This window comes from Bradyrhizobium sp. USDA 3650 (genome assembly GCF_054057395.1).
In genome coordinates this window covers 6909469-6931235 of sequence record NZ_JBSRZG010000001.1, presented here as the reverse complement: position 1 = coordinate 6931235, position 21767 = coordinate 6909469, and the positions used below count along the sequence as shown (strand labels likewise).

The 21767-nt window shown below is 63.6% G+C and carries 23 protein-coding genes and 1 pseudogene; 17 read left to right on the top strand and 7 right to left on the bottom strand.

Annotated features, from left to right (window positions below):
• Positions 1-22 precede the first annotated feature (22 nt).
• Positions 23-241: a DUF6894 family protein gene (locus ACVIN2_RS32520; RefSeq protein WP_456768710.1), complete on the bottom strand. Its 219-nt coding sequence runs from the start codon at positions 239-241 to the stop codon at positions 23-25.
• 145 nt (positions 242-386) lie between these two features.
• On the opposite strand from ACVIN2_RS32520, the gene ACVIN2_RS32515 reads away from it, so the two are divergent.
• The 13 genes and pseudogenes from ACVIN2_RS32515 to ACVIN2_RS32455 all read left to right on the top strand — a co-directional run bounded on the left by ACVIN2_RS32515 (position 387) and on the right by ACVIN2_RS32455 (position 13008).
• The gene (locus ACVIN2_RS32515; RefSeq protein ID WP_456768709.1) at positions 387-509 is read left to right on the top strand and encodes a hypothetical protein; all 123 of its coding nucleotides are present in this window, start codon (positions 387-389) and stop codon (positions 507-509) included.
• A 17-nt stretch (positions 510-526) separates the two neighbouring features.
• A complete protein-coding gene (locus ACVIN2_RS32510; protein WP_456768708.1) occupies positions 527-1084 on the top strand; it encodes a DUF421 domain-containing protein in 558 nt (185 codons plus the stop codon).
• Between the two features lie 99 nt (positions 1085-1183).
• On the top strand, positions 1184-2158 hold the full coding sequence (coxB, locus tag ACVIN2_RS32505) for a cytochrome c oxidase subunit II (RefSeq protein WP_456768707.1): 975 nt from the start codon (positions 1184-1186) through the stop codon (positions 2156-2158).
• 2 nt (positions 2159-2160) lie between these two features.
• Positions 2161-4069 (top strand): annotated as a pseudogene (ctaD, locus tag ACVIN2_RS32500) (cytochrome c oxidase subunit I).
• Complete coding sequence (locus ACVIN2_RS32495) at positions 4066-4665, top strand: cytochrome c oxidase subunit 3 (protein WP_456768706.1); 600 nt, start codon at positions 4066-4068, stop codon at positions 4663-4665. Before ctaD ends, ACVIN2_RS32495 begins: the two are co-directional and overlap by 4 nt.
• Entirely contained in the window at positions 4662-5015 is a 354-nt protein-coding gene (locus ACVIN2_RS32490; protein ID WP_456768705.1) for a hypothetical protein, read from the top strand. The genes ACVIN2_RS32495 and ACVIN2_RS32490 overlap by 4 nt, the downstream gene beginning before the upstream one ends.
• Positions 5003-5941 carry a cytochrome c oxidase assembly protein gene (locus tag ACVIN2_RS32485; RefSeq protein WP_456768704.1) on the top strand — a complete coding sequence of 313 codons (939 nt, stop codon included), beginning with the start codon at positions 5003-5005 and terminating at the stop codon, positions 5939-5941. The genes ACVIN2_RS32490 and ACVIN2_RS32485 overlap by 13 nt, the downstream gene beginning before the upstream one ends.
• 58 nt (positions 5942-5999) lie before the next feature.
• Positions 6000-6791, top strand: a complete 792-nt coding sequence (locus ACVIN2_RS32480) for a GlcG/HbpS family heme-binding protein (protein ID WP_456768703.1) — start codon at positions 6000-6002, stop codon at positions 6789-6791.
• A 178-nt stretch (positions 6792-6969) separates the two neighbouring features.
• Entirely contained in the window at positions 6970-8751 is a 1782-nt protein-coding gene (locus tag ACVIN2_RS32475) for a methanol/ethanol family PQQ-dependent dehydrogenase (protein WP_456768702.1), read from the top strand.
• Positions 8735-9580, top strand: a complete 846-nt coding sequence (locus ACVIN2_RS32470; protein ID WP_456768701.1) for a substrate-binding domain-containing protein — start codon at positions 8735-8737, stop codon at positions 9578-9580. The genes ACVIN2_RS32475 and ACVIN2_RS32470 overlap by 17 nt, the downstream gene beginning before the upstream one ends.
• Positions 9580-10215: a c-type cytochrome gene (locus ACVIN2_RS32465; RefSeq protein ID WP_456769846.1), complete on the top strand. Its 636-nt coding sequence runs from the start codon at positions 9580-9582 to the stop codon at positions 10213-10215. The genes ACVIN2_RS32470 and ACVIN2_RS32465 overlap by 1 nt, the downstream gene beginning before the upstream one ends.
• Before the next feature lie 19 nt (positions 10216-10234).
• Positions 10235-10603, top strand: coding sequence for a c-type cytochrome (locus ACVIN2_RS32460; protein WP_456768700.1), 369 nt, complete (start codon positions 10235-10237; stop codon positions 10601-10603).
• Positions 10604-10608: 5 nt separating this feature from the next.
• On the top strand, positions 10609-13008 hold the full coding sequence (locus ACVIN2_RS32455) for a glucose/quinate/shikimate family membrane-bound PQQ-dependent dehydrogenase (RefSeq protein ID WP_456768699.1): 2400 nt from the start codon (positions 10609-10611) through the stop codon (positions 13006-13008).
• Here the strand turns inward: ACVIN2_RS32455 and ACVIN2_RS32450 are convergent.
• From ACVIN2_RS32450 to ACVIN2_RS32425, 6 genes are all read right to left on the bottom strand, one after another.
• The gene (locus ACVIN2_RS32450; RefSeq protein ID WP_456768698.1) at positions 12968-14794 is read right to left on the bottom strand and encodes an SDR family oxidoreductase; all 1827 of its coding nucleotides are present in this window, start codon (positions 14792-14794) and stop codon (positions 12968-12970) included. The two genes, ACVIN2_RS32455 and ACVIN2_RS32450, sit on opposite strands and share 41 nt — an antisense overlap.
• A gap of 57 nt (positions 14795-14851) precedes the next feature.
• A complete protein-coding gene (locus tag ACVIN2_RS32445; RefSeq protein WP_456768697.1) occupies positions 14852-15253 on the bottom strand; it encodes a hypothetical protein in 402 nt (133 codons plus the stop codon).
• A gap of 22 nt (positions 15254-15275) precedes the next feature.
• Positions 15276-15470, bottom strand: a complete 195-nt coding sequence (locus ACVIN2_RS32440; RefSeq protein ID WP_456768696.1) for a hypothetical protein — start codon at positions 15468-15470, stop codon at positions 15276-15278.
• Positions 15471-15916: 446 nt separating this feature from the next.
• Positions 15917-16126, bottom strand: coding sequence for a hypothetical protein (locus ACVIN2_RS32435; RefSeq protein ID WP_456768695.1), 210 nt, complete (start codon positions 16124-16126; stop codon positions 15917-15919).
• A complete protein-coding gene (locus tag ACVIN2_RS32430) occupies positions 16123-16974 on the bottom strand; it encodes a helix-turn-helix domain-containing protein (RefSeq protein WP_456768694.1) in 852 nt (283 codons plus the stop codon). The genes ACVIN2_RS32435 and ACVIN2_RS32430 overlap by 4 nt, the downstream gene beginning before the upstream one ends.
• A 144-nt stretch (positions 16975-17118) precedes the next feature.
• A complete protein-coding gene (locus ACVIN2_RS32425; protein ID WP_456768693.1) occupies positions 17119-17388 on the bottom strand; it encodes a hypothetical protein in 270 nt (89 codons plus the stop codon).
• Between the two features lie 70 nt (positions 17389-17458).
• Here ACVIN2_RS32425 and ACVIN2_RS32420 point away from each other — a divergent pair, with 70 nt between their 5' ends.
• From ACVIN2_RS32420 to ACVIN2_RS32405, 4 genes are all read left to right on the top strand, one after another.
• Positions 17459-19336, top strand: coding sequence for a PAS domain-containing sensor histidine kinase (locus tag ACVIN2_RS32420; RefSeq protein ID WP_456768692.1), 1878 nt, complete (start codon positions 17459-17461; stop codon positions 19334-19336).
• Entirely contained in the window at positions 19333-20004 is a 672-nt protein-coding gene (locus ACVIN2_RS32415) for a response regulator transcription factor (RefSeq protein ID WP_456768691.1), read from the top strand. Before ACVIN2_RS32420 ends, ACVIN2_RS32415 begins: the two co-directional genes overlap by 4 nt.
• Before the next feature lie 102 nt (positions 20005-20106).
• A complete protein-coding gene (locus ACVIN2_RS32410; protein WP_456768690.1) occupies positions 20107-20487 on the top strand; it encodes a response regulator transcription factor in 381 nt (126 codons plus the stop codon).
• Between the two features lie 217 nt (positions 20488-20704).
• Positions 20705-21721, top strand: coding sequence for a helix-turn-helix domain-containing protein (locus tag ACVIN2_RS32405; protein ID WP_456768689.1), 1017 nt, complete (start codon positions 20705-20707; stop codon positions 21719-21721).
• Positions 21722-21767: the final 46 nt, after the last annotated feature.

Genomic DNA, 21767 nt, shown 5'->3' with positions numbered 1-21767 from the left:
AATGCCATGTCAGGCCAAGGCTTCAGTGCAGGACATCCAGGGGTACCTTCCCGATCTCCTCACCCTCATGGTTCGTGACCAGGATGGAAAAGTGACGATTCCTGAGTTCGGGACGCTCCGCAAGGAGCCTCTTCGCGATCTCCTCGGCAACATCCAGCGCCATGATGTCGTCGGGCAATTCAGCACCTCCCTCGTCTGCAACGGTCTTCGAATCGACCAGATCAAAATGATAGCGCGGCACGTGAACCCTCGAATCCGTCGCAGGAACGCGCGATCTCGAGCCTTCGTTCCGGCGGGGCGGGCATCAACTCCCTGCACGTCCGCAGGAACCCTCAAGGTCATCGCGACTTTGCTGCTGCGAAACATCCGCGTTTTGGAGCCAACTCATGCTGGAAGAACTGCGCGTGCTTGCTCAACCGGGCGCGATGATCGCGGTGCTCATCGTGCTGCTGCTGATGGCCGCCGGCGATGCGGCGATCGTGATCGCCGACAAGGGCTGGCCATTCTAGCCGGGCGCTTGGCTGTCATGCCAGATGTCGGACAAATCCTTTTCCAGGGCTGGACCCCGCTCCTGAGGACCGCGATCGGCACCACCGTAACCTATGTCGCGCTGGTCGTCCTGCTCCGGATCGCGGGGCCGCGAACGCTTGCCAAATGGTACGCCTTCGACTTGATCGTCACGGTCGCGCTCGGCTCAACGTTCGCCAACAGCGTGTTATCCGGCAACATCAGCGTGGCGCAGTCGCTGGTCGGTTTCGTCATCCTGATCGGGCTGCAATTCATCATCGCCTTCGCCGTGGCGCATTGGAGCCAGTTGCGGGTGGTCGTGAATCCGCAGCCGACGCTGCTGCTCCATCAGGGGCGATTTGTCCACGACGCGATGCGCAGCCAGCGCGTGGCAGAGGCGGACGTTCGCGCCGCCGTCCGGCAGCATGGCATTGATCGTGTTGAAGATGTCGGTCGTGCGGTCGTACTCGAGGCCGACGGTACATTCAGCGTCATCAGGCAGGTCCGGTCCGATGCGACGGCGCTCGCCGACATTCCGGAACTAGGCGGCTCCAATTCCGCGAACCGACCCGACTAGCGCATAGGAACCTTTGTAGGCCTGACCGGTTCCGCATCTGAAGCGGAGTGCGACAAAACGTCAATGCCGGTCTGGTTACGAAGAGTTCTGGTGTTGTGCATGACCTGGCCGCTTGCTGCGTGCGGGGGCCATCAGTCGGCGCTCGACCCTCAGGGGCTGCAGTCCGACCAGATTCGGCACACGCTGTTCATCTTCCTTATTATCGCGGCGATCGTCTGGACCGCCGTCGTGATCGTTCTCGTCATCGGACTGTTGCGCGGAAAGCGCGCGGCCGATCAGCCGCTGGATCTCCACGAGCCCTTCGAACAACGCTCCGGGCGGGTCATCCTTGCGCTCGGGACTGCGACCACCGTCACCGTGCTCGGCCTCTCCCTGGTCAGCTATGCCGGTCAGCGCACCGTCTTTGCCAAGGATGAGAAAGCCCACACGCTCAAAATCATCGGCCATCAATGGTGGTGGGAGGTTCGCTATGAAGCCGACAGTCCGCACCAGAGTTTCGTGACGGCCAACGAGATCCGGATCCCGACCGGCCAGCCGGTGAAGGTCGAGTTGGAATCCGCCGACGTGATCCACAGCTTCTGGGTCCCCAGCCTGACCGGCAAGATGGACTTGATCCCCGGGCAGAAGAACGAGCTGCAATTCACCGCGAAGAATGCCGGCGTCTATCGCGGACAATGCGCCGAGTTCTGCGGGATCCAGCACGCCCATATGGCATTCGCCGTGATCGCGATGTCCCCCGACGAGTTCGGTCGCTGGCGCGACCATGAAAACCAGAGCGCGAACAGCCCAGCGGATCAGCTCGGCAAGCAGGGCGAGGCTCTGTTCCGCGGTCGTGGGTGTGCCCTATGCCACAACGTCAGCGGTACGCTGGCCGGCGGCCAACTCGGCCCGGACCTCACGCATATCGGCAGCCGCACCACGATCGCGGCGGGAACGCTGCCGAACACGCCGGCCACGCTCGGCGCCTGGATCGCCGATCCCCAGCACATCAAGCCTGGCAACCTCATGCCGAAGATGCCGCTGCAATCTGACGAGCTGATCGCGATCATCCACTATCTGGAGCAGCTCAAGTGAGCATGGCCGCTGAACCAAATGAGTTGCGGGACGACGTCCTGAATGGACTGCAGCTTTCGACACAGCTCGAGCGGGTGTGGCGCACGCCATCCGGATGGGTCGGGGCGCTGATGTCAGTCGATCACAAGGTCGTCGGACGCCGCTACATCCTGACCGCATTCGCCTTCCTGCTTCTTGGCGGCGTTCTCGCGATCCTGATGCGCATTCAGCTTGCCGGACCCGAGAAGACGTTTCTCTCAGCCGACAAGTACAATCAGGTCTTCACGATGCACGGCTCGACGATGATGTTCCTGTTCGCCGTGCCTGTCATGGAGGCGTTCGCCGTCTATCTGGTGCCGTTGATGGTCGGCACACGGAACATCGCCTTTCCGCGCCTGAATGCCTTCAGCTATTGGATGTTTCTGTTCGGCGGTTGCTTTCTGTGGATCTCCTTTGCGCTGAATGTCGGCCCGGACGTCGGCTGGTTTTCGTACGTTCCTCTTTCCAGTCTGCAGTTCACACCGACCAAGCGGGTCGATGTCTGGGCGCAGATGATCACGTTTACCGAGGTGGCGGCGCTCGCGGTCTCCGTGGAAATCGTCGTGACAGTGTTCAAGCTCCGCGCCCCCGGCATGACGCTCGACCGCATTCCACTGTTCGTCTGGGCCATGCTGGTGACGAGCTTCCTTGTGATGTTCGCGATGCCGTCGATCATGGTTGCATCGACGTCACTGATCCTGGATCGCCTCGTCAATACCCGGTTCTACGATTCCTCTTCGGGGGGACATCCGCTGCTCTGGCAGCATCTGTTCTGGTTCTTCGGGCAACCCCGAAGTCTACATCATCTTCATCCCGGGCACGGGAATGGTCTCGGCGATCCTCGCGACGTTCGCGCGGCGCCCGGTGATCGGCTATCCCGTGGTGATCCTCTCCTTGATCGCGACCGGCTTCCTGTCGTTCGGCCTCTGGGTCCACCACATGTTCGTCACGGGCCTGCCCCAACTCGGCGCGGCCCTGTTCACGGCCTCCAGCATGCTGATCGCGGTGCCGAGCGGGTTGCAGATCTTCTGCTGGCTGGCAACGCTCTGGGACGGACGTCCGGTGTACCGGACGCCGCTGTTGTTCGTGATCGGCTTCATCGTGATCTTCGTGCTCGGCGGGCTGTCCGGCGTGATGGTCGCCTCGGTCCCGATCGATACCCAGGTGCACGATACCTATTTCGTCGTCGCCCACTTCCATTATGTCCTGATCGGCGGCGCCGTCTTCCCGCTGCTCGGCGCGGTCTACTACTGGTTTCCCAAGATCGCCGGCCGCATGCTGAGCGAAAGACTTGGGCGGTGGAATTTCTGGCTCGCCTTCGTCGGCTTCAACGTCGCGTTCTTTCCGATGCATTTTCTGGGCCTGATCGGGATGCCGCGCCGGGTCTACACTTACACCGCCGACATGGACTGGGCTCACTTGAATCTGCTGTCCAGCGTCGGCTCCTTCGTGTTCGCGCTCAGCTTCGCGCTGCTTGTGGTCAACGTGATCTACAGCCTGCGCAAGGGTGCGCTTGCGGGCGACAATCCCTGGAATGCCTCGACGCTGGAATGGGCGACGTCATCGCCGCCTCCGCCGCAGAATTTCGACCGCATTCCGGTGGTCAAGCACCGCGATCCGCTGTGGGCCGATAGCGAAAGCCTGCCCGTGGTCGCGGGTCTGAGCGCCGAGCGGCGGGAGGTGCTGCTGACCTCCTTGGCGGAAGCCGAGCCGCAGATCCGCGAGGCTTCGCCCGAGCCGAGCATCTGGCCGCTGCTCGCGGCAATCGCGACGACGATCTTCTTCATCGGGTCGATCTTCACGCCCTGGGCCGTGCTGTGGGGCACGCCGCCGATGGCCGTGACTTTGATCGGCTGGTTCTGGCCGACCGGCAGCAAGGAGGACGAAGAGTGAGACAGACGATCGTCCGCAATGTCTCGGACCTGCCGACTTACGGCTACGGTCCGCGCAGCGGCCCGTGGTGGGGCGCCATGGGTTTCATGGCGCTCGAAGGCATGGGCTTTGCCATTGCGATCGGCGCCTACCTTTATCTCTACGCAGTCAATCCGACCTGGCCGATCGGAGCCTCGCCGCCGGATCTCTGGCCGGGCACGCTCGAGACGGTGATTTATCTGTTGAGCATCATTCCGAACGAGTTCACCAACCGCGCCGCACACCGGCAGGATCTGGCGAAGGTGCGGATCGGTCTCATCGTGATGTCGGTGATCGGCATCGCGCTGCTGGTCCTGCGCGGCTTCGAGTTCGCGCATCTCAACACCCGCTGGGACAATTCAGCCTACGGCTCAATCGTATGGCTCATTCTGGGGCTGCACACGACCCACCTTGCCACCGATGTCGGCGACACGGTCGTGCTGGCGGTGTTGATGTTCACGCGTCATGCGAAGCCGCGCCGGTTCAGCGACGTGACCGACAACGTGTTCTATTGGAACTTCGTCGTGCTCGCTTGGCTGCCGCTCTATGTCTTGCTCGATTGGGTGCCACGCCTATGACCGCAGCCGAACGAAATTCCAGAGTGCTTTACTGGGCGGGCGTTGCGCTTGGGCCCATCGCGTGGGCCATCAATTTGCAAGGCGGCTACGTGCTCGCGCACTTCTCCTGCGAACAGACCCGGATCAGCGGCGCGATCATGAGTGCGGTTCTGGCTGTCGTCTCGCTCGCGGGCACTGTCATTTCCGCCCGCGCGGTCCGACGCGGCGCTGTAGCTGAGTGGACGGATGCGCAAGGCGGCGGGCCACGAACGTTCATGGCCTGGCTCGGCGTCGGCTCCGGCGTGCTGTTTGCGCTGGTGATTGCGAACCAGTTCGCCGCCTCGCTCATGATCAGCCCATGCCTGCGCTGAGCTTTGCAGCACTGCTGCTCGCGCTGCTCGCGGGACCGGCCGCCGCGCACGGACTATCGGAGGTCGATCCCGGTTCGCTGTGGAGCTACGATCCCTGGCTCATGGCCCCGCTCTATGCCGTCGGCATCGGCTTCTATGTCGGAACGCAGCGGCTCTGGCACCATGCGGGCGGCGGCCGTGGCGTCAGCTTCCGCCAGGTCGCCGCATTCTGGACCGGATGGCTGGTGGCCGCGCTCGCCGTGACCTCGCCGCTGCACTGGCTCGGCGAGCGTCTATTCACCGCGCACATGGTCGAACACGAACTGCTGATGGTGGTCGCGGCACCGCTGATGGCGTTCGCCCGGATCAATGGGCCGATGCTGTGGAGCTTGCCGGCCCGGCTGCGCCCGGCGGCGGGTCGAATGCTCAATTGGCCGATACTGGCGTGGCCGTGGCGGTTTGTGAGCCACCCCATGAGCGCGACCATCCTCCACGGCGCGGCGCTCTGGATCTGGCATGCACCGCCGCTATATGCATGGGCGCTCGAGAATACGGCGATCCATCGTCTCCAGCACATCAGCTTTTTCGCGACTGCGCTATTGTTCTGGTGGGTGCTGCTGCATGGCCGCGGCCAGGGCCGTAGCACCCGAATTCGTGACGGCATCGCTGTCGCGTGCCTGTTCATCACGATTTTGCATTCGGGTGTGCTCGGAGCTCTGCTGACAGTGTCGCCGAGACTGTGGATCCCCGGTCAAGGCGCCCTCGCCGGCGAATTCGGCCTCTCGGCACTGGAGGATCAGCAGCTCGCCGGCATCCTGATGTGGGTGCCCATGGGCCTACTCTATACCGGCGCGGCTTTGTTCTTTGCTCACCGGTGGCTGACTGCGAGCGGCGGCCATTCCCACCTGCCGCTCCCTTCAACATCCGGGCTGAGCGATGCGGCATAGGAACCGCAACTTCTCTTCAGACGTTCGCCTGCCGACTGCGACACTCCACGGAGTTCACATGGAAAAACGATCCGTCATGGCCGCAACGGCGATCTTCACAGCGGCATTCTTGATGCCTGCAGTCTTGAACGCGCAGGATCAACCCCGGCCAGGCACGTCGTGCCCGGTCGACCATGACAAGCTCGCCGATATCCTCAAGAAGAGTGTCAAGCCGGGCGGCGGCCCGAGCAACGGAGGTCTCGACAACAACGAATGGGCTGCCGTCGTCAATCGGCAGGGCGTCGTCTGCGCAATTGCCTACAGCGGCGGCAAGGTCGACGACCAGTGGCTGGGCAGCCGTGCCATCGCGGCCGAGAAGGCCAACACGGCGAATGCGTTCAGCCTGAAGGACAAGGCGATGGCGACGGCCAATCTCTATGCCGGCGCGCAGCCCGGCGGGTTCCTGTTCGGCGCGGCACTCGGCAACCCGCCCTCCCCGGAAGCCTTGTACGCCGGATCTCCGGACAACTTCGGCACACCCCAGGATCCGATGGTGGGCAAGCCGATCGGCGGCACCATCGTGTTCGGAGGCGGGCTGGCGCTCTATGACGGCAACGGCGTGGCCGGGGCGCTAGGTGTGAGCGGTGACAGTTCCTGCGCCGATCACAACGTGGCCTGGCGCGTGCGCCACCAGCTCGGGCTCGACCGCGTGCCGGCGGGCGTCAGCCCCAACATGAAGGACGCAATCATCTATGACATCGGACCTGACGGCAAAAGTCCGTCTGGATTTGGCCATCCCAAATGCAATGGCAAGGAAGACCAGATCGCAGTCGACCTCGGCGCCGGCGTGTCGGGCAACGTCGTGCGATAGCGCTCCGCCCAATCGCCGCTTTTTGGAACCAAGCGAAGGCGGAACGTTTGTGCGTCCGTAAACCGGCCTGCAACGCAGCACGGCCTCGTCACTGCCGTGGAGATCTTTACATATGTTAGTGCGTGGTCTCACGCGTCTGCTCAAACGGATTCCGGTCATCCTTTGCGCCTGCTGCGCGATGCTGTCATCCGCGTCAGCACAGAGCGATCTCGCCAGCCGCATGAAAGATCCCGGCCAGTGGCCGATGGCGGCGCGCGACTACGCCAACACCCGCTACAGCGAGCTCGACCAGATCAACGCGTCCAATGCTTCGCGCCTCCAGCTCGCCTGGACCTTCTCGGTGGGCGCCGACCGGGGCCAGGAAGCGGCGCCGCTCGTGGTGGACGGCACCATGTATGTGGTCGGCCCCTATGCAGGGCCCTACCCCAACCGTGTATTTGCGCTCGATGCCACGACCGGTGAACTGAAATGGTCCTACGCGCCGAAGCCGGAGCCCGCGGCCGCAGGCGTTGCCTGCTGCGATGTCGTCAATCGCGGGCTCGCCTTCGACAATGGCAAGGTCTTCCTCAACACGCTCGATAACCACACCGTCGCTATCGATGCGAAGACCGGCAAGGAGCTGTGGCATACGAAACTCGGGGAGATCAACAAGGGCGAAACGATCACGATGGCTCCCATCGTGGTGAAAGGCAAGATTCTCGTCGGCAACAGTGGCGGCGAACTGGGCGTGCGCGGTTGGGTGACCGCGCTCGACGAGACCACCGGCGCCATCGCCTGGCGCGCCTATTCGACGGGCCCCGACAAGGACGTGCTGATCGGAGACGATTTCAAGCCGTTCTACGACAATCTTAAAGGCCAGGATCTCGGCGTGAAGACCTGGCCCGCCGACCGCTGGCAGGTCGGTGGCGGCACGGTCTGGGGCTGGATCTCCTACGATCCTGATCTGAACCTGATCTATTACGGCACGGCCAACCCAAGCCCCTGGAATGCGAACCAGCGCAGCGGTGATAATCTCTGGAGCGCATCGATCTTCGCGCGAAACCCAGACACGGGCCAAGCGAAATGGGCCTACCAAATCAACCCGCACGACCTCTTCGACCACGACGAGATCAACGAGAATGTGCTCGTCGACCTCGAGCTCAATGGCCAACCGCGCAAGGTTCTCATCCATCCCGGCCGCAACGGCTATATGTACGTGATGGATCGCGCCACCGGTGAAGTCATCTCGGCGGACGCCTACGAGTTCGTGAACGCCTACAATGGCGTCGACCTCAAGACCGGCAAGATCATCCCGAACGAGGAGAAAACTCCACTCGTCGGCAAGACGGTCGAGAATATCTGCCCGACAGCGCCGGGGGCCAAGGACTGGCAGCCGAGCGCGTGGTCGCCGCGCACAAAACTCCTCTATGTGCCACATCAGCATCTCTGCATGAACTTCAAGGCTTCTCAAGTCGGCTACATCGCCGGCACGCCCTATGTCGGCGCAGACGTCGACATGTATGCCGGCCCCGGCGGCTATCGCGGCGAGTTCATGGCGTGGGACCCCGTCGCGCGCAAGAAAGTCTGGGAGATTCACGAGAAGCTGCCGGTCTGGAGCGGCGCGCTGGTGACGGCTGGCGACATCGCGTTCTACGGCACCATGGACCGCCTTTTCAAAGTGGTCGACGCCAAGGATGGGCACGTGCTCTGGCAATTCCGTGCCGGCTCCGGGTTCATCGGCCAGCCGATCTCCTATCGCGGCTCCGACGGGCAGCAATATGTCGCGATCCTGTCGGGCGTCGGCGGCTGGCCGGGGGTAGTCGCCAATGCCGAGGTCGATCCGCGGGTGCGCAACGGCGCGCTCGGTTTTGTCGGTGCGACCCAGGATCTGCCGTTCTACACCGCCGGCGGCAGCGAGCTGCTGGTCTTCAAGCTCGGCGGCGCCAATGGTGAGGACACCAGCCATGCGCCTTCTAAATAACCGTCGCGGCATTTCCCTTAGCATTCTCTTCGCGCTCGCGACGACTGCAGCGGCAGCGGCAGCTTCGGAGGGTGAGCTTCGCGTCTGTGCCGATCCCAACAATCTGCCGTTCTCGAACAGCGCCGAAGCAGGATTCGAGAACAGGCTGGCGACGATGGTGGCCGAGCATTTCGGCCAGCGGGTCTCCTACACCTGGTGGGCGCAGCGCCGCGGCTTCATCCGCAACACACTGAAAGCCGGCAAATGCGACGTCGTGATGGGCGTGCCGGCCGGCTATGATCTCGTCGAAACGACCAAGCCCTATTATCGCTCGAGCTACGTGTTCGTCACCCGGCAGGACCAGCACCTCGACCTTTCGTCCCTGCTCGACCCGCGCTTGCATCACCTCGTGATCGGTGTGCATCTGATCGGCGATGACGGCAACAATCCCCCGCCGGCGCAGGCGCTCGGCGAACAGGGCATCGTTGATAATGTTCGCGGCTATTCCATCTACGGCGACTATCGCCAGGCCAATCCGCCGGCGCGCCTGATTGAGGCCGTCGAGAACGGCGATCTCGATGTCGCGGCCGCCTGGGGACCGCTGGCGGGCTATTTCGCGCAGCACTCCCCGGTGCCGCTGACGGTCGCGCCTGTCAGGGATTACGAACGCTTTGCACCTCAGCAGTTCCAGTTCGCCATCGCGATGGGCGTGCGCAAGGGCGACGACGCCTTGCGCGACCGGCTGAACGCATTCATCGACGAGCATCGGTCCGAGATCACCTCGCTGCTACGCAGTTACGGCGTTCCGCTGGTGGACCAACCCGTTACGGTATTGGGAGGACATGAGTGATGTCTGCTCAAGTGCTGCGCGCGAGCGCCCTGTCGTTGCTGCTGGCGGTCTTGCCCCATGGTGCGGGGCTGGCCCAGCAGACCTTGCCGCAGTCGCAGGAGGCGCAGATGCCGACGCTGTCTCCGCGCCCGAATTTCGGTGGCACCGTCGGCAATGGCAGCCCCGGCGTCTTCATGCAGGTCCCGGTCAGTCACCTCCATCCCGGCGCGCAGCCGGACCCGCCCCAAATCAAGAATCCCGTGCAAGGTGATCCCAACGCGCAGCAGCGTGGCATGACCTACTATGTCAACTTCAACTGCGTCGGCTGCCACGCGCCCAATGGCGGTGGCGGCATGGGACCGGCGCTCAGCAACAACACCTTTATTTACGGCTCGCAGCCCGAGAACATCTTTCTCTCGATCTACCAGGGGCGGCCGAACGGAATGCCGGCTTGGGGCGGCGTGCTGCCCGACAGCGTGATCTGGGATCTCGTCACCTATATCGGCAAGATCAGTAACGAACCCAGCCACCAATGGGGCCGCACCTTTTCGGCCAATCTGCCGTCGCCCGAGGTCGAGCAGGTCCCGAGCGAGCAAGTTTCGACGACCGATCCCTGGTCTGCCACCAAGTCCTTCAATTTCGGTCAGAAGCCGTGATGAGCCCGGCGGAGCATCGATGGTAAATCCGATCGCGAAATTGCTCGTCACTGCACTGCTGGCTACGGCTACCGCCGCCTGCGAGGCTGCGGGCCCGGACAACTTCACCGGAGACGCGCGTCGTGGCGCCGACCTCGTCAAGCAGTACCGGTGCGGTGGCTGTCACGATATTCCTGGTATTGCCGGCGCCGAAGGCAATGTCGGCCCACCCTTGCATCGGATCGGCACGCGAACCTACATCGCCGGCTACATCCACAATTCGCCGGACAACATGGCCGACTGGATCGAGGATCCACAGCGGGCGTTGCCGGGCAATGCGATGCCGCGAATGGGCATCCCGCAGAAGGACGCGCGGGATATCGCGGCGTTTCTCTATACGCTGAAGTGACCATCATGCCTCCCATGCATCGTTCGACGAATTGGTTCCGTGACGCGCCATTGCTGGCCATCACCATTGTGGTCGTCGCCATCATGGGACTGGGCCTCCTCGCGGGCGGTGCCTGGCTCGCGGCCCTCGGTGGCTCGGTCTATTATCTGATCGCGGGCATCATGCTACTGGTCACGAGCTGGCTGCTCGCGCGCCGTCGCGCCGAGGCGCTCTGGATTTATGCCGCGCTGCTGGCGGGAACGATGGCGTGGGCGATCTGGGAAGCCGGTTTCGATTTCTGGTCGCTGGCGCCGCGCGGCGACGTGCTCGTGCCGCTTGGCCTGTGGCTGATGCTGCCCTTCATTGGCTCCCGCCTGGCGCCCCGCTTGCGTGCAGCGCGATGGGCGCTTGGCCTTGTGTTGATCGCCGCAGCCATCGTCGTCGGCACGTCCCTGACGAGCGATCGCCGCGATCTTGCCGGCACGATACCTGAGGGCGAAACAACCGGGGCCATTGCGGCTCCCAAACCGGACCAGCCCACGGCCGGCGAGAACTGGACGGCCTACGGCGGCAGCGGCTTCGGTACGCGCTTCTCGTCCCTGAGCCAGATCACCAAGGACAACGTCAAGGACCTCAAGCTCGCCTGGGAATTCCGCACGGGCGACCACAAGGGCCCGGATGACCCCGACGAGATCACCAACCAGGCAACGCCGCTCAAGGTGGGAGATCTCCTCTACACCTGCTCCCCGCACCAGATCGTGTTCGCTATCGAAGCTGCGACCGGAAAATTGCGCTGGAAATTCGATCCGCAGGTCCAGCACAACAAGGCGTTCCAGCACATGACCTGCCGCGGCGTGTCCTATCACGCGACCAGGCCTGGCGCGGTGACTGCCGATGGCACGCCGGCCCCGAGCGATTGTGCGGGACGCGTTTTCGTGCCGACCAATGACGGGCGGATGTTCGCGCTCGATGCGCAGAGCGGCTCGCCTTGCCAGAGTTTTGGCAACCAGGGACAGATCGACCTCAAGCAAGGCAGCGAGATCCAGACACTCGGCTTCTACGAGGGCACCTCGCCGCCCGTCGTCACGGACAAGGTTCTGATCGTCGGCGGAGCGGTGATCGACAACTATTCCGATCGCGTGCCGTCGGGCGTGATCCGCGGCTTCGATATCTATTCGGGACGGTTGCTCTGGGCATTCGATGCCGGCAATTCCGATCCGAACGAGATGCCTTCGGCCTCGCATCATTTTACAGCCGGCTCACCCAATTCGTGGAGCATTTCGGCGGTCGACGAGAAGCTCGGACTCGTCTACGTGCCACTCGGCTCGAGTTCTCCGGATATCTGGGGCGGCGGCCGTTCGCCCGAAAACGAGCGCTACGATTCGGCATTGATTGCGCTCGATGTCTTGACCGGAAAACTGCGTTGGTCGTTCCAGAACGTGCACCACGATCTCTGGGACATGGATATGCCGTCGCAGCCAAGTCTGGTCGATTTGCGCTTTAACGGCGGCGTGACGCCTGCGATCTACATCCCGGCAAAGACCGGCGACATCTTCGTGCTCGACCGCCGCGATGGCCGTCAGTTGGTACCCGCACCGGAGAAGCCGGTGCCGCAGGGCGCCGCGAATGGAGACCGGCTGTCGCCAACGCAGCCATTTTCGGAATTGAGCTTCCGCCCCTCCGGCAAACTGACGGACGCGCAGATGTGGGGCAGCACGATGTTCGACCAGCTCGCCTGCCGGATCAAGTTCAAGCGCCTGCGCTACGAGGGGCCGTTCACGCCGCCGTCTGAACAAGGTACGCTGGTGTTTCCCGGAGACTTCGGCATGTTCGAATGGGGCGGCATTGCCGTCGATCCGCAGCGCCAGATCGCGATCGCGAACCCTCAATCGATTCCCTTCGTCTCGCGCCTGGTGCCGCGCGGGACGGACAATCCGGCCGCGCCGAATGCGGCGCATCCACCAGGAACCGAGCTGGGCGTGCAGCCGATGTACGGCGCCCCCTATGGCGTCGACCTAGGCATTTTCCTCTCACCGCTCGGCATCCCCTGCCTTGCCCCGCCATGGGGCAACATCGCCGCAATCGATCTTAGGACGCACAAGGTGGTCTGGCAGCATCGCATCGGCACGATCCGCGATCAGGCCCCGCTGCCGCTGCCATTCAAGCTCGGCGTTCCCATGCTCGGCGGGCCGATCGTCACCGCGGGCGGCGTCATCTTCATCACGGGAACGATGGATGACTATATCCGCGCGTTCGACGTTCGCGATGGCAGACAGCTTTGGCAGGACCGCCTTCCTGCCGGCGGCCAGTCGACGCCGATGACCTATGAGGCCGGCGGCAAGCAATATGTCGTCACGGTCGACGGCGGCCACGGGTCATTCGGAACTAAGCTCGGCGATTACGTGCGAGCCTACGCGCTGCCATGATCTGCGTCGGCACGACTTGCTTGTGCTTGGCGACGCCTTGGCTCGATCTGCCGACGCGACGCGCAACTGCTGAAGCCAGGATAGCCACGCCCGCAGCTAGTCCGAGCACCGCCAGCCCCTGACTGATTACCCCGGCAGGTGGAAGTTGCTTGCGTGACAGCCAACCGCCATCGATCGACGTGCCCTGCGGACCAGCTTCGATCATGGTGCCCTCGCTGCTCTTCGCCGGGCGCGCGCGCGACAGTAGGTAGCGGAAGGCAGCTCCCACGATGTTCTCGGTAATCTGCGGAGCCATCGCGTAGGCAAATTGGCCGGCACGAGCCGGCCAGCCCACGGCGACCTCGTCTCGGGGTGCACGAACGAGGCTCACGAACGTCTCGGCAACATCCTCCGCCTGATACAGCAGCGGACCAGGATCGAGCGTTCGGCCGGACATGTTGGCGCCGTGGACGAAGCCCGGCGTGTCGACCATGGCCGGGAATACGCCGCAGACATGAATGTTGCGGTGAGCCCTAAGCTCCTGACGCAGGCTCGCGGTGAAGCCGCGCAGGCCGAACTTGCTTGCGGTATAGGCCGCAGCAAAAGGCGTCGGCGCCCAGCCGCCGAGCGAGATGTTGTTGATGAGGACACCGCGGTTCTGGCGGAGGAAGATTGGAAGCACTGCGAAAGCGCCATGCATCGTGCCAAGGAGATTGACCTCGATCGTTCGGCGGTGAAGCGCAATATCCGCGTCCTGATAGGCCCCGAAAACGCCGGTGCCGGCGTTGTTGATCCAGACGTCGATGCCACCGAACGCGCCTTCGGCCTCTCGGGCCAGCCGCTGCACCGCCTCGGCATCGGTGACATCGGTCGGGATCGCCAATGCGCGGCCTCCGAGCGCCTCGCATTCTGCGGCGAGGCTCGTCAGGACTTCAGCACGGCGTGCCGCCAAGACCACGCTTGCGCCCTTGCCCGCGAAGGCCAGCGCCGCAGCACGCCCGATTCCGCTCGAGGCACCGGTGATGACGACGCGCGTGCCGGTCATTTGCTGCGGCTCAGATCCGGAGCCGCCCGCCGGAAGCAGCCAGTGCAGGGATCGCCGGAGACGCTCGGTTCCGTTCGCTTCGAACCAGTCGCCGTGCGCGAAGATCACCTGCTCCGGCGACAGCCGTATGAGCCGCTCGGCTGCGGACCGCACGGAGCGGCCGCCGAGGCGCAGCAGTAGCCGCAGATAGACCGGCGCCATTCCGTTTGGCTTGGAAATGCCGAGGAGGTTTGCCGCGGCCTCATTTGGCGCGCTGAGATCGTTGCGATCGAGATTTTGCACGAGATCCGTCAGGATCAGTGTGCGGCTGCGCTTGTCGAACAGCTCGATCTCGGAGAACATCGGAGCGTTCACCGAGACGGCTTCGAGGTCGGCCCTCCATTCCTCGGGCGTCGCCTCTCCAAGCTCGCGGTCGATGCGGATGCGTGCTGCTCGAACTTGCTTGCGTGCCGCAAGGCCGCGCGCCGCGAAAATCGTCACCTGCGGCAGCTCCCTCTGCCAGTCGGACAGGAACATCCAGTGCGCGATATTCGGCGCGAGCAAGTACCTTATCGCGCCTAGCCGCTCCAACTCACCGCGGAGAGCCGGCGAATATCTCACCGGCGAATGCAGCACGAGATCGCCATTCGAGAGCCGAATGACGGTCATGCGCACCGGGAGTTTCAGACCGGCGGCGCTGATCGGGGCGTCGTCCACGACCCAGATATCGTCCGTCACGCGCGACAGACGGGCGGTCGACAAGGTGGCGTCGGAACTTTGCATGAGCGTCTTCCATCACGAGGCGTTTGCTCAAGCTTCGGAAGCGACGCTCGTTCCTCGCTAGGACGCCCGAGCCTGGTCGCGGGCATTGCGTCGGCGACGGCGCGCCGCGAGTCGTCCTCGGCCCCTCTCCGCCGGAATGTGCCGCTGGATCGCCGGTGCGAGCTCCGGCTCTGAGGGAGGTTGTTGGGCGGCAATCGGGGCTTGGTCCGGACGAGCTTCCATGAGATCGAGCACGGCGCGGCCCTTATCGGTGATGCGCCACCCGCCATTTGTCCGGTCGATCAGCCCTTGCGAAAAGATGTCCAGCCCCGGCACCCGTCCGGCGAGCCGCCGGGTGCGCTCCGTCCAGTCGCGACCGCTGGTCGCCAGAATGGCCATATCCCGCTTGAGATCCTCCATGGCGGCGAACCCATCCGGATAGCTCACCAGGATCTTGAGGACCGTCACGTGGAAATTCACCCCCGCCCCCACATGACCATCGTCACATCGTCTGGATTTCTGAGAGAGCATTGCGGGCCGCTTGTTTGAGGCGATCCGCAGAGATGTCACCCCCGCTTGCAGTCTCCAGAAGCTTCGAAGCTACGCGGGTCCTGGCGCCGATCTCATAGCGGGGAACACCTTCACACACCTCGTCAAGTACGGTGCGCAACAACGCCTTGGTCGCGGTATCGATCATGGAAAGCCCCAGCGGAAAGGTTCATGTTAGGGCAATCGCTCCGGCCAAGGATTCAACATTGTTAATGATATGAAAATTTCGCTGGCGTCCATTGCCTACCGCGCTCACCCAGCCCGAGGGCGGCCGCAATCCCCTTGGGCGCTACGACTTCGAACACCGGCAGCTTGGGGTTAGGAGTCTGAGGGGGCCGGCGTCACGTCGCGACCCTGTCGCACAGCTTCGCAGTCCAGCGAACCCTGACCTTCAAACACCTCAGTTCGCCAAAACCGTTTGAAAACCCTTTTAGCAGTTCTCGTCCGCCCTCATGACCGACATCCGCATTACTCTCAGCGACAAGGCCATCGCTCAGTGAGCCCGATGGTCTGCACGGTTGAATGATAATGAGCACGCACAGCAGACAGTCGCTGCCGTAGATACTCGACGCGCGGGTGCCACCGAAGTGTCGCCTACCGCGCGACACACGACACAACGACCCGGCAGAAATTGAAGGCGAAGCGTCCGTAGAGAAAGCCGCTCCCTGGCTCCAGTGCGGCCAGGCGATACGAATTGCCGAGAGCGCGGACAATCTCGACCACTTCCATGAATTCATGGTGCGTCAGCGCCGGGTGATTGCCGAGCAGCGACAGCAACAGGGCGTGAATGCCGAAATTGCTCATGACGAACCTGCCTTTGCGCGCGGCAGCGGCATGAATTGCGCGAGATAGGCGCTGCGCCATTGGTACGGCGTATCGCCGACAAAGCGCTTGAACACCGTGGTGAAATGCGCCTGGGTCTGGAAGCCCACGGTCAAGGCGATATCGACCAGAGCGACTTCGGCCTGCTTGAGCAGCTCCTGGGCGCGCTCGATGCGGCGCCTCAACAGATATTCGTGAGGCCGGTCACCGACGGCTGCACGGAACTGTGCGGCGAAATGCATCCGGCTCAGGCCGGCGACCGCGGCCATGTCCTGGAGCGTGACCTTGGCGGCCAGATTCTTGTCGACATAGTCCAGAACGCGCTTGAGGCGCCAGGTCTGCAGCGATCGTACGGTCCGGCAGGTCCCTTCCGCGTGAACACCATCGGCCGGGTCGAGTGCGGCCGGTGCGCCGGACGCTTGCCGGCTGAACGTCCGGGTGAGGATCGCAAGCCGCAAGGCGTCGGCCATGATCGCCGAATGGGCATCGTGCGCGGCTTCGGTTGCCGCGAGTGCGTCCGACAGGCGCCGCATGACCGGATCGGCGGCTTCCGCTGCAACCGCCTGCGCGCTCTCGACAGGCTGCTGCGCAAGGAGTTTTGCAGAGAGCCGGAAGCGAGGACCACGATCGGCGGATCGTTCAACGTCGGCCGCATTCGTCTCGACCGCGAGGGCCACGTCCAGGTGAGCGAAGGACAGCATCGTTCCGTTTTCGCCAAACCGGTCGGGGAGGTTCGAGAGTCCGGTCCGCTGGCGATCGATTGCCGAGATATCGATCGCGCGAACGTCATGATCCTTGATTGCCTGTGAGCGTGACATCTGCAGCGACATCGTCGAATCTCCTTGTCCCGTTTTCGATCCGGCATCGCCTGATCGGCTTGTCCGAATGTCGTGGGAGCAGAGTAGTTCGGCGGTTCGCGCGATCCATTCTACGCGCGGGTGCATCGATAGGTTCTCGGGTTAATCGTGTCATACCTAGGTATGATCGCGGCATGTTCGCCGGGTGAGCGCGACGGTGCTGCGATGACCGGCATCGCTGATGCGGACGCGAATCGCGGCGTGCGGTGCCTGCGGTAAGTTGACGCGCTTTTGCACAAATTCGCCGATGGAACCACGCGAGCCGGCCGGTTTCTCCCCTGAATGCCGGCTGCCGGTACTTTCGCCGGATTGCGTGGCGCGCAGGTCTTCCACGGGAGCACGAAAATCACGCCGCGGGATGTTGTGAACGCGATCAAATCGCGGCATCAACGCGCAGGTATGAGAAGAGCGACTGCCAGTGACGATAACGACTCATGATCGACCCACGGGTTCATCCATGAGCCGCGCCGGTTTGCGGTTCTGCTCCGCCATCCTTGCCATTGCGGTCTTCCTGGTTGACGTGCTGACGCCGCTCGAGGGCGCGGTCGCGGTTCTCTATGTCGTGGCGGTCCTGCTCGCGGCGAAGACCAACCGGCGCGACGATACCATCGTCGCCGCGGCCGGCTGCGTCGTCCTGACGGTTATCGCCTATCTGCTGTCGCACGATCTGGAGAGCATCGCCTCGCCCACCGTTCGTGCGCTGGTGAGCCTCGCCGCGATCGGGATCACGACCCTGCTGGCCCTGCAGAATCACGCGGCGACGAAGCGCCTCGCGGCGCAGGCGCGCCTGCTCAACCTCTCGCATGACATGATCTTCGTCAGGGATCGCGGTGGCGTGATCACCTTCTGGAACAAGACCGCCGAGCAGGCCTATGGCTGGTCGGTCGACGAGGCGGTCGGACAGCTCGCCGACAAGCTTCTGCAAACCACCTATCCCGACCGGCGCGAAGTCATCGAAACCGGCCTGCTCGGCGCGGGCCGATGGGAAGGCCGCGTGCAGCAGCGGACCAAGGACGGCGCCGTGATCACCGTCGATGCCCGATGGGCCTTGCAACACGACCGTCTCGGCAAGCCCGTCGGGGTTCTCGAGACGCATACCGACGTCACCGACCGCGTGGTCGCGCACAGCGCACTGGTGCAGAGCGAGCAGCGATACCGCCGGATGTTCGACGCCAGCCGGATCGGCGTGGTCGAAGAGGACTGGAGCGAAGTCCGAATCGCACTGCGATCGCTGGACACCGCGGCAGCCGGCCTTCGCGACCATCTGGCGCAACATCCTGATTTCGTGCGGAATGCCCGCCGGCTCGCCAAAATCACCGACGTCAATCCGGCCCTGCAAAAGATGGCAGGTGCAAACGGTGCCTCGGCCTTTATCGAGAATGTGGACCTGCTTCTCGGTGAGAACGACCGGAGTTTCCTCGGCGCATTGATCGCTTTTGCGGAAGGCGAGCCGTTCTACGAAGGCGAGACCGAGCTTGTCAGGTTCGACGGGCGCAAGGTTCCCGTGCTGTTCACGATCACGTTTCCGTCCGGGCCCCACGGCGATCGCAACGTGCTCGCCTTTGTCGTCGACATCACCGAGCGCAAGCAGGCGCAGGATGCACTGCTCGCGGCGCAGGCGGAGCTGGCCCATGCCGCGCGCGTCGCCACCCTCGGCGAGCTCACCGCCTCGATTGCCCACGAGGTCAACCAGCCGTTGGCGGCGATCGTCACCAGCGGCGAGGCCGGCCTGCGCTGGCTGCGGCGCGAGGTGCCCAATCTGGACGAGGTCGCGGCCACGATCGCCCAGGTCGTCGCGGCAGGCCGCCGTGCCAGCGAGATCGTAGCTCGTATCCGGACCTTCCTGAAGAAAGCGCCCGTCCAGCAGGACAATATCGATATCGCCGAGATCATCGAGGACGCGGCCCTTCTGGTCGCGCGGGAGCTCGCCAATGACGACGTTGTCCTCACCTCCGAGATCGAGCATGGCCTGAGGCCAATTCGCGGCGATCGGATTCAGCTTCAGCAGGTGCTCATCAATCTGCTGGTCAATGCCGGCCAGGCCATGGCGGACCAACCCGGTTCCCGCACCGTCAAGCTGCGCGCCAGCGGCATTGACGGCGAGCGTCTCGCCATCATGGTCCAGGACAGCGGTCCCGGTATCGGGCCTGACGACATGCCGCGCCTGTTTGATCCGTTCTTCACGACGAAACCCGGGGGAATGGGCATGGGACTTGCGATCTGCCGAACGACGGTGGAAGCTCACGGCGGCCGGCTGTCGGTCCAGAGCACGCCCGGCGCGGGGGCGACATTCCGCTTGACACTGCCATACGCCGAAGAACATCCGGGACCATGACACGACCAGACCAAGTGCAGCCGCCTGCCCAATCCGTCAACTCGATTGTCATCATCGTTGATGACGACGCCGGAATCCGTGCCTCGCTCGACAGCCTGTTCCGATCCGTCGGCCTCGAGACGCGCCTGTTCGCCTCGCCCGCCGAACTGCTCGGCGGCTCACTCCCGGACCGCCCAGGCTGTATCGTGCTGGACGTCCGCCTTCCCGGCGTGAGCGGGCTCGATCTGCAGGGCCAGCTCGTGCGGCAGGGCATCAGACATCCCATCATCTTCATGACCGGCCATGGCGATATTCCGATGTCGGTGCGCGCCATGAAGGCCGGCGCGGTCGATTTCCTCGCCAAGCCGTTTCGCGACCAGGACATGCTCGATGCGGTCACGGCGGCACTCGAGCGCGACGCGCAGGACCGTGCCGAAGCCGCGACCAAGGAGGATATCCGCGCCCAATACGAGACCCTGACGGCGCGCGAGCGCGAGGTGATGGGGCATGTCACCGCCGGCCTGATGAACAAGCAGGTCGCCGCCCTGATCGGCCTCAGCGAGATCACGGTCAAGATCCACCGCGGCAACGTCATGCGCAAGATGGAGGTGCGGTCGCTGGCCGACCTCGTCCGCAAGGCCGAGGCGCTCGGGGTTTCCCAGACCCGAAGGACTACGGACCAAACCTGAGTATAATTTCGGCGGGACCGTCCCGGGTGCATATAGGGCGTCATCGGCCGTGCCAAGGGAGATATCCTCCTTGCGGAACACCGCGGTCAGGATTGTACGCCAATGGCCAAGACCCCGGTGATTGCGATCGTGGACGATGACGAAGGCGTTCGCACCTCGCTTGCGAGCCTCGTGCGTTCGGTCGGCTACGAGGCCCAGGCCTACGAATCCGGTCTGGATTTCCTGCGGCGGGCGCCGGGAGACGATCCGGAATGCATGATCGCCGACGTCCAGATGCCCGAGATCACCGGTGACGAGCTGCAGGCCCGGCTGATTGCCACCGGCCGCCGTTTCCCGATCATCTTCATGACGGCGTTTCCGAGCGAAACCGTGCGTCAGCGTGTCATGGCCGCAGGCGCGCATTGCTATCTCGGCAAGCCGTCTAGCGGTGACGAAATCATTCGCTGCCTTGAAGAGGCGCTGGCAAGCCACGGGCCGCAATAGTCCAGTCCGCCGCTGGGCGGACGAGCACGGTTTTTCCCTTTGTTCCAATTGAACTTTTCACGACCCGCGGTCGCACCCACTCGCATTTGCAAAATCTAATACCGCTTCAGCTTCCTTAACGAGCCTCCCGACGCGGTCGCACCTATCGTTCGAACACGGATCAATTGCATTCTGCTGCCGTCCCGACGGCAGCAGAATCCAGGATAGGGGACGAACGATGCTTACTGATATGCAAGCGGCCGGCGCCCGGGTGACGTATCAGCCCAGCCACCGCGAACCGGCTTTCCCGCAAGAGTCTCTCGCATTTCCCCTCGAACGAAGGTGGCGCCAGCCCGGCCAACATGCCGGCATCGCGTCCGAGGACATCACGATCTCGCGCTGGATCTCTGCACAAACAGGCATAAGGCACGAAGGAGCCCGGACACCTTGCGACCGATACTTCCTGGCCATCGCCTTGAAAGCAACACGCGTCAAACTGACCAGAGGTCGTCACACCGTCTTTGACGGCGTCATGCCCGCAGGCACGCTGTATATCGGCGCACCGTCGCAGCGGCTCAGTGCGCAGTTCTACGCGCCGTGCGATTTCCTGCACTTCCACGTCTCTGCCGGCCGTTATTTTTCGCCTCTACGGCCCGGAGCAGGACCCGCCGCGCCGGAAGGCCTCAACGACCTGGTCCTGCTCCGTGACCCGTTTGCCGAGCAGCTTGCGAAAGCGCTGACCGAACGCGGCCATTCGGTCGACCGGGAATTCGCACGCTGTATCGGCCGGACGCTGGCAATGCACATCGCCCGGCGCGAGCTCCCTCACGCGAAAGTCAATGCGTTGCCGAAATGGCGGCTGCGGCGCATCGAGGAGTATGTCAGGACGAACTTTGACCACGGCATCACCCTGTCTGAGCTTGCCAAGGTGGCGGGACTGTCGCGGATGCATTTCGCGGCCCAATTTCGCGCCGCGACGGGATACCGGCCACGCGAATACCTGCTGCACCAGCGCATCGAGCATGCGAAATTGCTGCTGTCGAATTCCGAGACGGCGTTGGTCGAAGTCGCGCTGACCGTTGGCTTCTGCACGCAGGCGCATTTCTCGACCGTGTTTAAACGCGTGACGGGCGACACGCCCGCGCGCTGGCGCTGCGCCAGCCGGAACGCATCGGCTTCGGCCAGGCTCTCCGCCCGCGATCCGGCTTCGACATCGAAGACCGTGGCCCACATGCTGCCCGCAGACTTCCTGTGAACCATGCGAAATGAGAAACAGAAGGGGTTCGTGAAATACTTTGGTT

Coding starts and splice junctions, on each gene's coding strand:
- ACVIN2_RS32470 (WP_456768701.1), top strand. CDS start 8,735: ATGCGCCTTCTAAATAACCGTCGCGGCATTTCCCTTAGCATTCTCTTC.
- ACVIN2_RS32515 (WP_456768709.1), top strand. CDS start 387: ATGCTGGAAGAACTGCGCGTGCTTGCTCAACCGGGCGCGATGATCGCG.
- ACVIN2_RS32455 (WP_456768699.1), top strand. CDS start 10,609: ATGCCTCCCATGCATCGTTCGACGAATTGGTTCCGTGACGCGCCATTG.
- coxB (WP_456768707.1), top strand. CDS start 1,184: ATGACCTGGCCGCTTGCTGCGTGCGGGGGCCATCAGTCGGCGCTCGAC.
- ACVIN2_RS32450 (WP_456768698.1), bottom strand. CDS start 14,794: ATGCAAAGTTCCGACGCCACCTTGTCGACCGCCCGTCTGTCGCGCGTG.
- ACVIN2_RS32440 (WP_456768696.1), bottom strand. CDS start 15,470: ATGATCGATACCGCGACCAAGGCGTTGTTGCGCACCGTACTTGACGAG.
- ACVIN2_RS32510 (WP_456768708.1), top strand. CDS start 527: ATGCCAGATGTCGGACAAATCCTTTTCCAGGGCTGGACCCCGCTCCTG.
- ACVIN2_RS32425 (WP_456768693.1), bottom strand. CDS start 17,388: ATGCCGCGATTTGATCGCGTTCACAACATCCCGCGGCGTGATTTTCGT.
- ACVIN2_RS32420 (WP_456768692.1), top strand. CDS start 17,459: ATGAGCCGCGCCGGTTTGCGGTTCTGCTCCGCCATCCTTGCCATTGCG.
- ACVIN2_RS32430 (WP_456768694.1), bottom strand. CDS start 16,974: ATGTCGCTGCAGATGTCACGCTCACAGGCAATCAAGGATCATGACGTT.
- ACVIN2_RS32415 (WP_456768691.1), top strand. CDS start 19,333: ATGACACGACCAGACCAAGTGCAGCCGCCTGCCCAATCCGTCAACTCG.
- ACVIN2_RS32490 (WP_456768705.1), top strand. CDS start 4,662: ATGACCGCAGCCGAACGAAATTCCAGAGTGCTTTACTGGGCGGGCGTT.
- ACVIN2_RS32465 (WP_456769846.1), top strand. CDS start 9,580: ATGTCTGCTCAAGTGCTGCGCGCGAGCGCCCTGTCGTTGCTGCTGGCG.
- ACVIN2_RS32460 (WP_456768700.1), top strand. CDS start 10,235: ATGGTAAATCCGATCGCGAAATTGCTCGTCACTGCACTGCTGGCTACG.
- ACVIN2_RS32410 (WP_456768690.1), top strand. CDS start 20,107: ATGGCCAAGACCCCGGTGATTGCGATCGTGGACGATGACGAAGGCGTT.
- ACVIN2_RS32405 (WP_456768689.1), top strand. CDS start 20,705: ATGCTTACTGATATGCAAGCGGCCGGCGCCCGGGTGACGTATCAGCCC.
- ACVIN2_RS32475 (WP_456768702.1), top strand. CDS start 6,970: ATGCTGTCATCCGCGTCAGCACAGAGCGATCTCGCCAGCCGCATGAAA.
- ACVIN2_RS32480 (WP_456768703.1), top strand. CDS start 6,000: ATGGAAAAACGATCCGTCATGGCCGCAACGGCGATCTTCACAGCGGCA.
- ACVIN2_RS32435 (WP_456768695.1), bottom strand. CDS start 16,126: ATGAGCAATTTCGGCATTCACGCCCTGTTGCTGTCGCTGCTCGGCAAT.
- ACVIN2_RS32485 (WP_456768704.1), top strand. CDS start 5,003: ATGCCTGCGCTGAGCTTTGCAGCACTGCTGCTCGCGCTGCTCGCGGGA.